Origin of the sequence: Stenotrophomonas daejeonensis, assembly GCF_001431505.1 — a bacterium.
Taxonomy (GTDB): Bacteria; Pseudomonadota; Gammaproteobacteria; order Xanthomonadales; family Xanthomonadaceae; genus Stenotrophomonas; species Stenotrophomonas daejeonensis.
In genome coordinates this window covers 37,732-51,222 of record NZ_LDJP01000037.1, presented here as the reverse complement: position 1 = coordinate 51,222, position 13,491 = coordinate 37,732, and the positions used below count along the sequence as shown (strand labels likewise).

Here is a 13,491-nt window from a genome sequence, read left to right as displayed (position 1 = left end):
ACGAAAAAGCGGCCTGATGGCCGCTTTTTCGTTTCCCGGCTTCCCGTTTCCCACACGCAGGACAGGAGGCCTTCGGCTCAAATCGCCTTGGCCGGATCCATCACGCCGTACTGCGCCGCCAGACGCACCAGCGCGATGTTGTCGTGCACCCCGGTCTTCTGGAACAGGCGCGCCTTGTGCGTGTTCACGGTCTTGGCGCTGAGGCTGAGCCGGCGCGCGATCTCCTCCTGCCGCCGCCCCTGCATCAGCAGCAATGCCACTTCCAGCTCGCGCGGCGAAAGCCCGTCGAACGGCGAGTCGCTCCCCTCCAGGTTCGACAACGCCAGATTCTGCGCAATGTGGCTGGACAGGTAGCGACGGCCCAGCGCCACGTCGTGGATGGCGCGCACCAGTTCCTTCGCATCGCCGCCTTTGCCCACGTATCCCGACGCCCCGGCTTCCAGCAGCCGCCGCGGCATCGGCCCATCCTCGGACACCGAGACCACGATGACCCGGGTGCCGTGGTCGCCCTTGACGATGCGTTCGGTGATCTCCAGCCCGCTCAACCCCGGCAGGTGCAGGTCGCACAACACCACGTCCGGCTGCAGGCGCCGTATCTGCGGCAGCCCCGTCTCGCCGTTTTCCGCCTCACCCACCACCTCGATGTCGGTCTCACCGGAAAGAATCATCTTGATGCCGGTGCGCACCAGCGCGTGGTCGTCGATGAGAAATACCCTGATGGTCATGCGCACTCCTCTCCCTGGCAAACAGGTGACAGTTGTGACTCGCCGCGCCCCGTGTCCGGGCAGGCGGGCGATGGCAGCGCCAGCGCCCGTCATGGCGAAAGCCATGTGTATTATCAATCAGAAAAATGCCGGCTGACGCGGGGGATCGTCCCCTCCCCCATCGCACGGATGTCATGCGGCCGACCCTGAGCACAATGCGCGGATTGCCGATGCCCTTGCATCAGGGCATCCCCTACCCGCAGTTAGGGATACCCCGGAGGTGGCCCAGCCCCACTCCGGGGTCAAACGAATCATGCACGACCATACACGATGCCAAAAACAAAAGCGCCTGCGGATCATCGATCGCAGGCGCTTTCAGTTCTGGCGGAGTGAGAGGGATTCGAACCCTCGATAGAGCTTTTGACCCTATACTCCCTTAGCAGGGGAGCCCCTTCGGCCTCTCGGGCATCACTCCGTTTTTCTTTCTTTTCCCTGCCTCGCGCCGCGAAGCAGGGCGCGAAGAATACCGTTTAACAGGGTGAAAGGTAAACCCTTATTCGGAAGTTTCTTTGCTTCCCGGCGCCGCGGGTTCGTCACCGCGCTGGATGCGCTGGAAGATTTCCTCGCGGTGCACCGCCACGTCCTTCGGGGCGGTGATGCCGATACGCACCTGGTTGCCCTTGACGCCAAGCACGGTGACGCTGACCGAATCACCGATCATCAGGGTTTCGCCTACGCGGCGAGTCAGGATCAACATTTTGAGAATCTCCATTAACCGGCGGGGTTCCCCACCGGTATCGGCGCGCCTGTTGCCTGCGCCCCACGACAAAGGGAAAGATTGCCAATGTTACTGGCAGGACGCCAATGGCTTCAAGGCGCGCCGGTACATTGCGTTCACGCCAGGTGCGGCCTGACCCATTCCGACACGCCTTCGAGCGCGGCGACCAGCTTCGGGCCATCCTCTCCACCGCCCTGCGCCATGTCGGGACGGCCACCGCCCTTGCCACCGATCTGACCAGCGACATGGGCCAGCAGTTCCCCGGCCTTGACCCGGCCCAGCGCCGCGCCGCTCACGCCGGCCACCAGCGAGGCCTTGCCGTCCTGCGTACCGGCCAGCAGGACCACCGCGTCGCCCAGCTGCTGCTTCAGGCGGTCCACCGCCTCGCGCAGGGCCTTGGCGTCGAAGCCCTCCAGGCGCGCGGCCAGCACCTTCACGCCGTTGATAGCGACGGCCGAAGCGCCAAGGTCCGCGGTGGCGCCGGAAGCCAGCTTGGCCTTGAGCGCTTCCAGTTCGCGCTCCAGCTTCTTCTGACGCTCGCCGAGCTGGCGGATCTTGTCGACCACGTCGCTGGCGGCGCCGCCCAACAAGTGCGCGGCCTCGGCCAGGCGCGCCTCCTCCGCGTCCACGTGGTCCAGCGCGCCCTGCCCGGTCACCGCTTCGATGCGGCGCACGCCGGAGGACACGCCGCCTTCGGAGGTGATCTTGAACAGGCCGATGTCGCCGGTGCGCGCGACATGGGTGCCGCCGCACAGTTCGGTGGAATAGTCGCCCATCTTCAGCACGCGCACGTGCTCGCCGTACTTCTCGCCGAACAGCGCCATCGCGCCGAAGTCCAGCGCTTCCTGCATGCCCATGTGGTGCACTTCGGCGGCGTTGTTGGCGCGCACCTGCTCGTTGACCTTGCGCTCGACTAGCGCCAGTTCCTCGGCGGTGATCGGCTGGAAATGCGAGAAGTCGAAGCGCAGGCGGTCCGGTGCCACCAGCGAGCCCTTCTGCTGCACGTGGGTGCCCAGCACCTCGCGCAGCGCGGCGTGCAGCAGGTGGGTGGCCGAGTGGTTGAGGATGGTGGCGCCGCGGCGGGTGGTGTCGATCGCGCCGGACAGCACGTCGCCCAGCTTGATCGTGCCCTGCTTCACGGTGCCGACGTGGCCGTGGAACTGGCCGGCGAACTTCTGCGTGTCGCTGACGGCGATTTCCACGCCATTGGCGGACAACACGCCGTGGTCGCCCACCTGACCGCCGGACTCGGCATAGAACGGCGTCTGCGCGGTGAACACGATCACCGCATCGCCGGCCTGCACGGTGTCGACCGGGCGGCCATCCTTGAGCAGCGCGACGACCTTCAGGCCATCGGCCTGCAACTGTTCGTAGCCGAGGAACACGGTCGGCGACAGCGTGGCGACCAGTTCGGCCGGCAGCTGCACGCCGCCGCCGAACTTGCCGGCGGCACGCGCCATCTCGCGCTGGTGTTCCATCGCGCTGTCGAAGCCGGCCATGTCCACGGTCATGCCGCGCTCGCGGGCGATGTCGGCGGTCAGGTCGACCGGGAAACCATAGGTGTCGTACAGGCGGAACGCCTCGGCGCCGGGGATGATGCCGTCGCCGACCTTGGCCGCGACGTCGTCGAAGATCTTCATGCCGGCGTCCAGCGTCTCGGCGAAGCGTTCCTCTTCGGCCAACAGCGCCTTCTCCACGGTCGCGGCGGCGGCCGGCAGTTCCGGGTAGGCCTCGCCCATCAGTTCGACCAGCGTCGGCACCATCGCGCTGAAGAACGGCTGGCGCACGCCCAGCATCCAGCCATGGCGCAAGGCGCGGCGGATGATCCGGCGCAGCACGTAGCCGCGGCCTTCGTTGGACGGCAGCACGCCATCGACGATCAGGAACGCGCAGGCGCGGATGTGGTCGGCGATCACGCGCAGCGACTTGTTTTCCAGATCGGCGGTGCCGGTGAGTGCGGCGGCCCTGCCGATCAGGGTCTGGAACAGGTCGATTTCGTAGTTGGTGTGGACGTGCTGCAGGATCGCGGCCAGGCGTTCCAGGCCCATGCCGGTATCCACGCACGGTGCCGGCAGCGGCACCAGGGTGCCGTCGGGCTGGCGGTCGAACTGCATGAACACCAGGTTCCATATCTCGATGAAGCGGTCGCCGTCCTCGTCCGGCGAGCCCGGCGGGCCACCGGCGATGTGCTCGCCGTGGTCGTAGAAGATCTCGGTGCAGGGGCCGCACGGGCCGGTGTCGGCCATCTGCCAGAAGTTGTCCGAGGCATACGGCGCGCCCTTGTTGTCGCCGATGCGCACGATGCGCTCTTCCGGCACGCCGACCATGTCGCGCCACAGCGCGTAGGCCTCGTCGTCGTTGTGGTAGACGGTGACCAGCAGGCGCTCGGCCGGCAGCTTCCAGACGCCGGTCAGCAATTCCCAGGCCCAGGCGATGGCGTCCTTCTTGAAGTAGTCGCCGAAGGACCAGTTGCCCAGCATCTCGAAGAAGGTGTGGTGGCGGGCGGTGTAGCCGACCGAATCGAGGTCGTTGTGCTTGCCGCCGGCACGCAGGCAGCGCTGTACGTCGGCCGCGCGCACGTAGCTGCGCTTTTCCGCGCCGAGGAACACGTCCTTGAACTGCACCATGCCGGAGTTGGTGAACAGCAGGGTCGGGTCGTTGCCCGGCACCAGCGGCGCGGACGGCACGATGGTGTGGCCCTTGCCCTTGAAGAATGCGAGGAAGTCGGCGCGGATCTGGGAGGTGGTGACTTTGGCGGGTGTGTTCATTTGGACTGGCGATGAGCGGGCTGGCGGCCGCCGACGCCCATGCGGGACGCACGGGTATCCGGGGCGGACGAAACCCTGAAAGGGTATCAGGCCCGGCCCTCTCAGTCCTCAGGGTCGTAGCGGGTGGCGCTGCGGATGCAGCCGGCGTCGAAGCCGCGCCGGGCCAGCAGGTCCGCGGCCTTGCGCCGCTGCGCCAGGTCCTGCGGCCCGTCCTCGCCGAAACGGCGGCAGACCAGGTCGCGGCCGTTTTCGGCCCAGTCGCCCTCGAAGGTGGCCATCGCCGCCTCGATCTGCTCGCCGTCCAGGCCATGCGTGCCCAGTTCGGCACGGATATGCAGCGGGCCGTAGCCGGCATTGGAGCGGTTGCGTACCAGCGCTTCGGCGAAGCGCGCGTCGTCCTGCCAGCCCTCCTCGGCCAGCCGTGCGACCGCCACCGCGGCCTCGTCGGCGTCGATGCCCTTGGCGCGGAGCTTGCGCCCCAGTTCCTTGCGCGAATGCTCGCGCCGTACCAGCAGCCCGAGCGCCCGCTGCAAGGGCGTCTGCTCGCGCGGCCGCCGGCCGCGACGGGAGGATGGTTGCCGGTCTTCGCTGTCGTTCATCGCGTTGCCTGCCATCCCGCATGCGCGGGGCAAGCCCCGCACCTACGTGGGTTGGTGCCCGTGTCCATAAAACCGCGGGAGCGGGACGACGTCACTGACGATGCGCCGCCCCGCTCCCGCGGGCAATCAATCCTCGTCGCCTTCCTCGCGGTTGGCCTCGGTCGGCTGGAACTTCTCGCGTAGCTCGGCTTCGAGCTTGGCCGCCACCTGCGGGTTGTCGCGCAGGTAGCCGCGGGCGTTGTCCTTGCCCTGGCCGATGCGCTCGTCGCCGTAGCTGTACCAGGCACCGGCCTTGTCCACGAGCTTGGCGTCCACGCCCATGTCGATCAGCTCGCCTTCGCGACTGATGCCCTCGCCGTACAGGATTTCGGTGATGACCTGCTTGAACGGGGGCGCCAGCTTGTTCTTGACCACCTTGATCTTGGTCTGGTTGCCGATGATTTCGTCGCCCTTCTTGATCGCGCCGATGCGGCGGATGTCCAGGCGCACCGAGGCGTAGAACTTCAGCGCGTTGCCGCCGGTGGTGGTTTCCGGGCTCTGCCCGGGCATCATCACGCCGATCTTCATGCGCAGCTGGTTGATGAACACCACCAGCGTGTTGGAACGCTTGATGTTGCCGGTCAGCTTGCGCAGCGCCTGGCTCATCAGGCGGGCCTGCAGGCCCGGCAGCTGGTCGCCCATCTCGCCCTCGATCTCGGCCTTGGGGGTCAGCGCCGCGACCGAGTCGATGACCACGATATCCACCGAGCTGGAGCGCACCAGCATGTCGGCGATTTCCAGCGCCTGCTCACCGGTGTCCGGCTGCGACAGCAGCAGGTCGTCGACGTTCACGCCCAGCTTGGCGGCATAGATCGGGTCCAGCGCATGCTCGGCATCGATGAAGGCGGCAGTGCCACCCATTTTCTGGCACTCGGCGATCGCCTGCAGGGTCAGGGTGGTCTTGCCGGAAGACTCCGGGCCGTAGATCTCGACCACGCGGCCCTTGGGCAGGCCGCCGATGCCCAGGGCGATGTCCAGCATCAGCGAGCCGGTGGGAATGGCCTCGACGGGCTCGACCACGCGGTCGCCCATGCGCATCACCGAGCCCTTGCCGAACTGCTTCTCGATCTGGCTCAGGGCGGCGGCAAGCGCGCGCTTCTTGTTCTCGTCCATCAGGTCGTTCCTCGCGGGTGATTTGGATTTCGTCATGGGGCTCACTGTAGGGGGGCGGTATCGCAAAGGTTGAGACTGGCGGCGATACCGTTGAATTTATTTTCCGGGCCTGCCCGCCGGCAGCCGTGGCAGCCGCGGCCGGGCATGGGGAAAGCACGCATCGGCGGCTGCGGAAGGGGGACGCCTCACCGGTTCGGACGCAGCAGGCCGCAATACAGCCCCTCGATGGCGAAGTCCTGGTCGGGCAGCACTTCGATCGGCGAGTAGTCCGGGTTGCGCGGCAGCAGGCGGATGCGGTCCTTGCCGATCTTCAGCAGCTTGACGGTGATCTCGTCGTCGATGCGCGCGACCACGATCTGCCCGGAACGGGCGTCGCGGGTGCGATGCACGCCGATCAGGTCGCCGTCGAAGATGCCCTCGTCGATCATCGAATCGCCCTGCACCTTCAGCAGGTAGTCCGGCGCCGGCGAGAAGAACACCTTGTCCAGCACCACGAAATCGTCCGAGCGGATGTCGGCGCCGATCGGCAGCCCCGCCGCCACCCGGCCCAGTATCGGCAGGCGCAGCACATTGTCATCGTTGGCGGCCGTAACCGGCGCGCCGCCATCGTCGTCGGCATGCACCAGCCGGATGCCGCGGGCCCGCCCCGGTACGCGCGCGATGGCGCCGGCCGCTTCGAGGGCATCGAGGTGGTACTGGGCCGAGCGCACGCCCTTGAAGCCGAAGGCGCGGGCGATCTCGGTCTGCGAAGGCGGCACGCCCTCGGCCGCGATGCGCTCGGCGATCAGGTCGAGGATGGCCTGCTGGGTATCGGTCAGGTTCATGGTTAGTAGTATTACTACTAATGACCTATTCCGTCAAACGGTCACAGCGTCTCCAGCCCGCGCAGGGCGGCGGCCACGGTCTGCCGGCGCACGGCGTCGCGATCGCCGTCGAAATGGAACAGCTCGGCACGGGTGTAGCCACCGCGCCGCTTCCAGCCGATCCACACGGTGCCGACCGGCTTGTCGGTGCTGCCGCCACCGGGACCGGCGATGCCGGTGACCGCCACGGCGACGCTGGCGCCGGAATGCACCAGGGCGCCGGACACCATCTCGATCACCGTCTCGCGGCTCACCGCGCCCTCGCTTTCCAGCGTCTGCGGGCGCACGCCGAGCAGTGCCTGCTTGGCTTCGTAGCTGTAGGCGACCATGCCGCTGTCGAACCAGTCCGACGAACCGGACACGCCGGTCATCGCCTTGGCGATCCAGCCCCCGGTGCAGCTTTCGGCGGTGACCACGCGGTCGTGGGCGTCGCTCAGGCGCTCGCCGAGGCGGGCGGCGAGGCGGTCCAGTTCGAGGTCGTCGGGAACGGTGGACATGGCAGTTCTCAGCGGCGGCAGCCTTCCAGTTTCAGCACCTGCCCCGGGCGGATGGCATAGGCCGGCGCGCGCAGGCCGTTGGCGCGGGCCAGCGTCGGCAGCTGGCACTGGAAGCGGGTGGAAATGCGGCCCAGCGTATCGCCCTTGACGACCTTGTGGGTGCGCGTGGCCGGGCGCTGCACCGGCCGCGGTGGCGCGGCCGCGGCGGCCGCCTGCATCGCCTGCACGTCGCCCACGGCGACGCTGCCGTTGTAGGCGGCACCGGGGCGCTTGATCGCGGCATTGAGGTCGGCGGTGATCAGGGCGCGGGCCAGGTCTGCGCGCGGGCCGTTGACGCAGTGGCGGTTGTACAGCCCGGCGATGCGGGTGGTGGCGTTGAGGGTAGTGCCGGCGGGAATCCAGCCGTCGGCCTCGTAGCGCGGGTTGAGGTTGCGCAGCGCGCGCATGTAGCCGTCGCGGGTGCCGGCGCTGCCCAGGCAGATGGTCAACTCGTAGATGGTGGTGGACTTGGCGAGCCGGATCGTCGCCGGCTGTGCGTTGACCTTGGGGAACTCGACGCCGTACTGCTGCGGGTGCAGGAAGATCCACGCCGCGGCGATCACCATCGGCACGTAGTCCTTGGTTTCGCCGGGGAACTGGCTGTAGACCGAGTCGGTCCAGAAGCCCTGCCCCGCGCTCTGGTTGAACACCCGCAGCGCGCGGCCCTCGCCGCCGTTGTAGGCGGCCAGCGCCAGCTCGATGTTGCGGTTGAGCTGGCCCATGCGCTCGTTCATGTAGGCGGCGCTGGCCTCGGCGGCACTGCGCGGATCAAAGCGCGTGTCGAAGCCGGTGCCGTCCGGCCCCAGCCCGAAGCGGCGGCCGGTGGCGGGCATGAACTGCATCAGCCCGGCCGCGCCGACGCGCGAGGAGGCATGCACGCGGCCGTTGGATTCCTTGGCCATGATGCCGAACAGCAGCGCCTCGGGCAGGCCGCGCTTCTCCCACTCCGGCCACATCACCGCGCGCAGGTTCATGTAGTTCTCGTAGCTGGTCAGCAGCGCCGGGCGCATGTCGGTGAGCCAGCGGCGGATGCCGGCCTGGATGGCCGGGTTGTACTCGACCATGTCGTCGAAGGCGTGGCGGTGGTCGTTGAGCAATGCCGCCGCGCGCGCGGCCTCGGGCACGTCGGCGACCAGCGGGCCGACGTGGTCGGGATCGGCTTCGAGGGTGTCGCCGGCCTCGTCGGCGACACCCTCGCCGCTGGCGTCGGCCTGCCGCTTCAGCAGGCGCTTGTAGGTGGACAGCAAGGTGCCCACCTGGCAGCCCTTCTGGCCGATGCAGGCGTCGATGACGTCCTCCATGTCCTCCAGCGCCGCGTCGCCCTCGGCGCTGCCCTTCGGGTCGGCATTGGCGACCAGCACCAACGCGTCGGTGTAGCGTTTCTCCGCGGCGGCCATGCGCTGCTCGATCACGTCCACCTTGGCCTTGTCGCGGGCGGACACGCGCTGGGCCTGGGCAGCGGGGACGGCGAGCAGCAGCGTGGCGGCAACCAGCAGGACACGGCGGCGGGCGGGCGGAGCGGTCGAGGCGAAAAAAACAGGCATCAGCGGCGGCACGAACGGAAAGGCAGGCAGGGTAGCCGCCGCCCTCGCCCGGCGGCAACCGGCCCAGCGCCGCGATACAGTCGGCCGTTAGAATCCCTTCCCCGCCACCGCAGAGCACGTACATGGACCCCATCCTGATCGGCAAAGGCACCACCGACGACGTCGCCGTCACCCTGCTGCCGCGCTTCGGCAACCGCCACGGGCTGGTGGCCGGCGCCACCGGCACCGGCAAGACGGTGACGCTGATGACGCTGGCCGAGGGCTTCAGCCGGATCGGCGTGCCGGTGTTCCTGGCCGACGTGAAGGGCGACGTGGCCGGGCTGGCGGTGCCGGGCGAGATCAACGAAAAGCTGGCCGCGCGCGCGGCCGAGATCGGCGTGGACGGCTACACCGCGCAGGCCAGCCCCACCATCTTCTGGGACCTGTACGGCCAGCAGGGCCACCCGGTGCGCACCACGGTCAGCGAGATGGGGCCGACCCTGCTCGCCCGCATCCTCGAACTCAACGATACGCAGGCCGGCGTGCTCGACATCGTGTTCAAGCTAGCCGACGACCGCGGCCTGCTGCTGCTCGACCTGGACGACCTGCGCGCGCTGCTGAACCTGGTCGCCGCCGAGCGCAAGGACGTTTCCACCGAATACGGGCTGGTAAGCGCGCCGAGCATCGCCGCGATCCAGCGCGCGCTGCTGCGGCTGGCGCAGGACGGCGGCGAGCAGTTCTTCGGCGAGCCGGCGCTGGAACTGGCCGACATCATGCGCGTCAACCACGACGGCCGCGGCGTGATCGGCATCCTTGCCGCGGCGCAGCTGATCCTCAAGCCGCGGCTGTATTCCACCTTCCTGCTGTGGCTGCTGTCCGAATTGTTCGAGCAGTTGCCGGAAGTGGGCGACCTGGAAAAGCCGAAGCTGGTGTTCATCTTCGACGAGGCGCACCTGCTGTTCGACGGCGCGCCGGCGGCGCTGGTGCAGCGCATCGAGCAGGTGGTGCGGCTGATCCGTTCCAAGGGCGTGGGCGTGTATTTCTGCTCGCAGTTCCCCGACGACGTGCCGGGCAACATCCTCGGCCAGCTCGGCAACCGCGTGCAGCATGCGCTGCGCGCCTTCACCCCGCGCGACCAGAAGGCGGTGAAGACCGCCGCGCAGACCTTCGTGCCGAACCCGAAGCTCGACGTGGTCGCCACGCTGTCGCAACTGGGCACCGGTGAAGCGCTGGTGTCCACGCTGCAGGACAAGGGCATTCCTTCGCCGGTGCAGGAGACGCTGGTGGCGCCACCGCGCTGCCGCATGGGCGCGATCACCGAGGCCGAACGCATGCAGGTGCGCGCCGGCAGCCCGGTGGGCAGCCGTTACGACACCGCCATCAACCGCGAATCGGCCTCCGAACTGCTGGCCCAGCGCGCGCAGCAGGCTGCCGAGCAGGCGCAGGCGCCCAAGGTGTCAAGCGGGGAACAGGGCGGCGGCATCGGCCGGAAGATCAACGAATTCCTGTTCGGCAACGGCCGCCGCCAGGGCGTGGTCGAGTCGGTGGCCAAGCAGACCACGCGCAATGTCGGCGGCTCGATCGGGCGCAGCGTCGGCAGCTCCATCGGCGAATCGGTGATGGGCAAGACCGGCAAGAAGTACGGCGGCCAGATCGGCAACCAGATCGTGCGCGGCATCCTCGGCGGCATCTTCGGCAGGCGCTGAGGCATGTCGCGCTGGCGTCCCCCCGCGGAAAAGAGCACCGCGCTGATCACCGCGCAGGGCCATGCGCGGCTGAAGGCCGAGCTGGACGAACTGTGGCGGCAGCGCCGGCCCGAGGTGGTCAAGGCGCTGGCGGCGGCCGCCGCCGAGGGCGACCGTTCGGAAAACGCCGAGTACACCTATCGCAAGAAACAGCTGGGCGAGATCGACCGCCGCGTGCGCTACCTGAGCAAGCGGCTGGAAGCGCTGCGCGTGGTCGATGCCCGCCCCAGCGACCCGGACGCGGTGTTCTTCGGCGCCACGGTGGAACTGGAGAACGTGGACAGCGGCCAATGCCACCGCTACCGCATCGTCGGCCCGGACGAAACCGACGCCGGCGCCGGCTGGATCAGCATCGATTCGCCGCTGGCGCGCGCGCTGCTGAAGAAGCGCATCGACGACGAATTCACGGTGGAGCTGCCCGGCGGCACGACCTGCTTCGCCGTGGTCGGCATCGCTTACGGCGAAGGCTGACTGCAACCGCGCGGTTTGCCCCGCCATTGGGGAATTGCCGGGGAAGCCTCTTGTGCCGGGCAAGCCCGGCACCTACGGGAATGCTTGTTTCCTGTAGGTGCGGGGCTTGCCCCGCACGACCACTCTGCCGATGCCGACGTGCGTCATGCCAAGGGCGGCGGATACACGCGGCCCGCGCGCAGCGGCCGGAAGTAATCGTCCCGCGCATGAAAGGCGGCATCCTGCCCCGGGTGCCAGCCGGGAATGCCGGCCAGGGGCAGCGGTCGCAACTCCAGCGGGTCGTCGAGCACCTCTCCCCGTGCGATGGCCGCCGCAACGCGGGCCACGCCGGCATCATCGTCGTCGCCCCGCACCACCACGCACTTGCCGACCAGCAGGCGGCCGGGCAGCAGCGCCTGTTCCAGCAGCGCATGGCCGACCACCGCGGCAACGGCGATGCCGCCGCCGTGCCAATGCGCCGCGCCGTCCACGAACAGCGCGCGCCAGCCATGCCGGTCCCATGCCGCCAGCAGGCCGGCATCGCGCACCCGCACCACCAGCCCGGTTTCGTCGAACTGGGTCAGCGCCGCCTGCGCGCGGTTGCGCCGGTGCGGCCCCATCGCCGCGATGTGCCGGCATTGCCGCGCGTTGAGCGCCAGCTTGATGGCCGGCTGGCGCATCCACGCCAGCGCGTTGAACAGGTCGTGCCAGTTCGCCGTGCGCGTGGCGATGCGGCCGCGCTCGCCGATGCGCACCTCGTAGTGCAGGCCATCGGCCAGCAACACCGCATCCTGCGCGACGAAGCGCTTGTCCGGCAGCGGCAGCCGCGCGTTGAGCGCGTCGATGGCAGGCCAATCGCTGGCCGTCAACAAATCCCGGCAATCGCCGAAACCGGCGAACAGCAGATGCGCGAAACAGGCCGGCGCCACCTGCCCGCGCGGCGGGGCGACGAACCTGCGCCGCGCCCCGGCCACTCCGGTTTCGCTCACAGCACCTTGAGGTCGAACGTCTTCGGCGCCGGTTTGGCGATGGCGTCGCCGAACAGGTCGTGCTCGTCGCTGTCGGTGATTTCCACATCGACGAAATCGCCGACGCGCAGCCCGGTTTCGGCGGCGTTCTGGATATGCACCAGCCCGTCGATCTCCGGTGCATCGGCCTTGGAGCGCGCCACCGCGATGCCGTCCTCGATCACATCGACCAGGCACTGCTGCACGCTGCCGATCTTCGCCTCCAGCTTCGCCGCGGAAATGGCCGCCTGCTTTTCCATGAAGCGGGCAAGGCGCTCCTGCTTCACTTCCTCCGGCACCGGGTCGGGCAGGTCGTTGGCGGTGGCGCCTTCGACCGGCGAATAGGCGAACGCGCCGACGCGGTCGAGCTGGGCGGCGTCGAGGAAGTCGAGCAACTGCTCGAACTCGGCGTCGGTCTCGCCGGGGAAGCCGACGATGAAGGTCGAGCGCACGGTGATGTCCGGGCAGGTCTCGCGCCAGCGCAGCACCCGCTCCAGCGTCTTGTCCACCGCGCCGGGCCGCTTCATCAGCTTGAGGATGCGCGGGCTGGCGTGCTGGAACGGGATGTCCAGGTACGGCAGCACCTTGCCTTCGGCCATCAGCGGCACGACGTCATCGACGTGCGGGTATGGGTAGACGTAGTGCAGGCGCGTCCACGCATCCAGCTCGCCCAGCCCTTCGCACAGCGCCTTCATGCGCGTGGCGTATTCCCTGCCGCGCCACGTGCCGGGCGCGTACTTGCGGTCCACGCCGTAGGCCGAGGTGTCCTGCGACACCACCAGCAACTCGCGCACGCCGCCCTTGACCAGCCGCTCGGCCTCGCGCAGCACGTCATCGACCGGGCGCGAGACGAGGTCGCCGCGCATCGACGGGATGATGCAGAAGCTGCAACGGTGGTTGCAGCCTTCGGAAATCTTCAGATAGGCGTAATGGCGCGGGGTCAGCTTGATGCCGTAATCGGGGACGATGTCCACGAACGGGTCGTGCTTCGGCGGCAGCGCCGTGTGCACCGCTTCCATCACCGTGGCGTAGTCCTGCGGGCCGGAGACGGACAGCACGTCCGGGTAATGCGCGCGGATCATGTCCCCCTTCTTGCCCAGGCAGCCGGTGACGATGACCTTGCCGTTCTCGTTCATCGCCTCGCCGATGGCGTCCAGCGATTCGGCCACCGCCGAGTCGATGAAGCCGCAGGTGTTGACCACCACCACGTCGGCCGCGTCGTAGGACGGCACGATGTCGTAGCCCTCCACCCGCAACTGGGTGAGGATGCGCTCGGAATCGACCAGGGCCTTCGGGCAGCCAAGGCTGACGAAGCCGACTTTGGGGTTCAGCTGGGACATGGAATCTGCGGTTCTGGGGGCCGGGG

At 68.4% G+C, this 13,491-nt stretch carries 12 protein-coding genes and 1 tRNA gene; 2 read left to right on the top strand and 11 right to left on the bottom strand.

Annotated elements, in window-relative coordinates; all coding sequences use genetic code 11:
• Positions 1 to 77 precede the first annotated feature (77 nt).
• The 9 genes from ABB34_RS06975 to ABB34_RS06935 all read right to left on the bottom strand — a co-directional run bounded on the left by ABB34_RS06975 (position 78) and on the right by ABB34_RS06935 (position 8,944).
• The gene (locus ABB34_RS06975) at positions 78 to 725 is read right to left on the bottom strand and encodes a response regulator (RefSeq protein WP_057640526.1); all 648 of its coding nucleotides are present in this window, start codon (positions 723 to 725) and stop codon (positions 78 to 80) included.
• Positions 726 to 1,086: 361 nt separating this feature from the next.
• Positions 1,087 to 1,179 (bottom strand) — tRNA-Ser (locus ABB34_RS06970).
• 78 nt (positions 1,180 to 1,257) lie between these two features.
• Positions 1,258 to 1,461: a carbon storage regulator CsrA gene (gene csrA / locus ABB34_RS06965; protein ID WP_057640525.1), complete on the bottom strand. Its 204-nt coding sequence runs from the start codon at positions 1,459 to 1,461 to the stop codon at positions 1,258 to 1,260.
• A gap of 137 nt (positions 1,462 to 1,598) precedes the next feature.
• The gene (gene alaS, locus ABB34_RS06960; RefSeq protein WP_057640524.1) at positions 1,599 to 4,250 is read right to left on the bottom strand and encodes an alanine--tRNA ligase; all 2,652 of its coding nucleotides are present in this window, start codon (positions 4,248 to 4,250) and stop codon (positions 1,599 to 1,601) included.
• A 101-nt stretch (positions 4,251 to 4,351) separates the two neighbouring features.
• Positions 4,352 to 4,849 carry a recombination regulator RecX gene (gene recX / locus ABB34_RS06955; RefSeq protein WP_057640573.1) on the bottom strand — a complete coding sequence of 166 codons (498 nt, stop codon included), beginning with the start codon at positions 4,847 to 4,849 and terminating at the stop codon, positions 4,352 to 4,354.
• Positions 4,850 to 4,975: 126 nt separating this feature from the next.
• Complete coding sequence (gene recA / locus ABB34_RS06950) at positions 4,976 to 6,001, bottom strand: recombinase RecA (RefSeq protein WP_057640523.1); 1,026 nt, start codon at positions 5,999 to 6,001, stop codon at positions 4,976 to 4,978.
• A gap of 185 nt (positions 6,002 to 6,186) precedes the next feature.
• Positions 6,187 to 6,825, bottom strand: a complete 639-nt coding sequence (lexA, locus tag ABB34_RS06945; RefSeq protein WP_057640522.1) for a transcriptional repressor LexA — start codon at positions 6,823 to 6,825, stop codon at positions 6,187 to 6,189.
• Positions 6,826 to 6,866: 41 nt separating this feature from the next.
• Positions 6,867 to 7,361, bottom strand: coding sequence for a CinA family protein (locus ABB34_RS06940; RefSeq protein WP_057640521.1), 495 nt, complete (start codon positions 7,359 to 7,361; stop codon positions 6,867 to 6,869).
• Between the two features lie 8 nt (positions 7,362 to 7,369).
• Positions 7,370 to 8,944, bottom strand: coding sequence for a transglycosylase SLT domain-containing protein (locus ABB34_RS06935; RefSeq protein ID WP_057640572.1), 1,575 nt, complete (start codon positions 8,942 to 8,944; stop codon positions 7,370 to 7,372).
• A 122-nt stretch (positions 8,945 to 9,066) separates the two neighbouring features.
• Here ABB34_RS06935 and ABB34_RS06930 point away from each other — a divergent pair, with 122 nt between their 5' ends.
• Together ABB34_RS06930 and greB are read left to right on the top strand one after the other, a co-directional pair.
• The gene (locus ABB34_RS06930) at positions 9,067 to 10,629 is read left to right on the top strand and encodes a helicase HerA-like domain-containing protein (RefSeq protein ID WP_057640520.1); all 1,563 of its coding nucleotides are present in this window, start codon (positions 9,067 to 9,069) and stop codon (positions 10,627 to 10,629) included.
• A gap of 3 nt (positions 10,630 to 10,632) precedes the next feature.
• Positions 10,633 to 11,139, top strand: coding sequence for a transcription elongation factor GreB (gene greB, locus ABB34_RS06925; RefSeq protein ID WP_057640519.1), 507 nt, complete (start codon positions 10,633 to 10,635; stop codon positions 11,137 to 11,139).
• A 143-nt stretch (positions 11,140 to 11,282) separates the two neighbouring features.
• On the opposite strand, the gene ABB34_RS06920 is transcribed toward greB, so the two are convergent.
• Together ABB34_RS06920 and rimO are read right to left on the bottom strand one after the other, a co-directional pair.
• Complete coding sequence (locus tag ABB34_RS06920) at positions 11,283 to 12,107, bottom strand: DUF3025 domain-containing protein (RefSeq protein ID WP_057640518.1); 825 nt, start codon at positions 12,105 to 12,107, stop codon at positions 11,283 to 11,285.
• Positions 12,104 to 13,465 carry a 30S ribosomal protein S12 methylthiotransferase RimO gene (gene rimO / locus ABB34_RS06915; protein ID WP_057640517.1) on the bottom strand — a complete coding sequence of 454 codons (1,362 nt, stop codon included), beginning with the start codon at positions 13,463 to 13,465 and terminating at the stop codon, positions 12,104 to 12,106. The genes ABB34_RS06920 and rimO overlap by 4 nt, the downstream gene beginning before the upstream one ends.
• Positions 13,466 to 13,491 lie beyond the last annotated feature (26 nt).

Excerpts from the sequence above, each read along its gene's own strand:
- ABB34_RS06975 (WP_057640526.1), bottom strand. The coding sequence starts at position 725 with ATGACCATCAGGGTATTTCTCATCGACGACCACGCGCTGGTGCGCACC.
- csrA (WP_057640525.1), bottom strand. The coding sequence starts at position 1,461 with ATGTTGATCCTGACTCGCCGCGTAGGCGAAACCCTGATGATCGGTGAT.
- alaS (WP_057640524.1), bottom strand. The coding sequence starts at position 4,250 with ATGAACACACCCGCCAAAGTCACCACCTCCCAGATCCGCGCCGACTTC.
- recX (WP_057640573.1), bottom strand. The coding sequence starts at position 4,849 with ATGAACGACAGCGAAGACCGGCAACCATCCTCCCGTCGCGGCCGGCGG.
- recA (WP_057640523.1), bottom strand. The coding sequence starts at position 6,001 with ATGGACGAGAACAAGAAGCGCGCGCTTGCCGCCGCCCTGAGCCAGATC.
- lexA (WP_057640522.1), bottom strand. The coding sequence starts at position 6,825 with ATGAACCTGACCGATACCCAGCAGGCCATCCTCGACCTGATCGCCGAG.
- ABB34_RS06940 (WP_057640521.1), bottom strand. The coding sequence starts at position 7,361 with ATGTCCACCGTTCCCGACGACCTCGAACTGGACCGCCTCGCCGCCCGC.
- ABB34_RS06935 (WP_057640572.1), bottom strand. The coding sequence starts at position 8,944 with ATGCCTGTTTTTTTCGCCTCGACCGCTCCGCCCGCCCGCCGCCGTGTC.
- ABB34_RS06930 (WP_057640520.1), top strand. The coding sequence starts at position 9,067 with ATGGACCCCATCCTGATCGGCAAAGGCACCACCGACGACGTCGCCGTC.
- greB (WP_057640519.1), top strand. The coding sequence starts at position 10,633 with ATGTCGCGCTGGCGTCCCCCCGCGGAAAAGAGCACCGCGCTGATCACC.
- rimO (WP_057640517.1), bottom strand. The coding sequence starts at position 13,465 with ATGTCCCAGCTGAACCCCAAAGTCGGCTTCGTCAGCCTTGGCTGCCCG.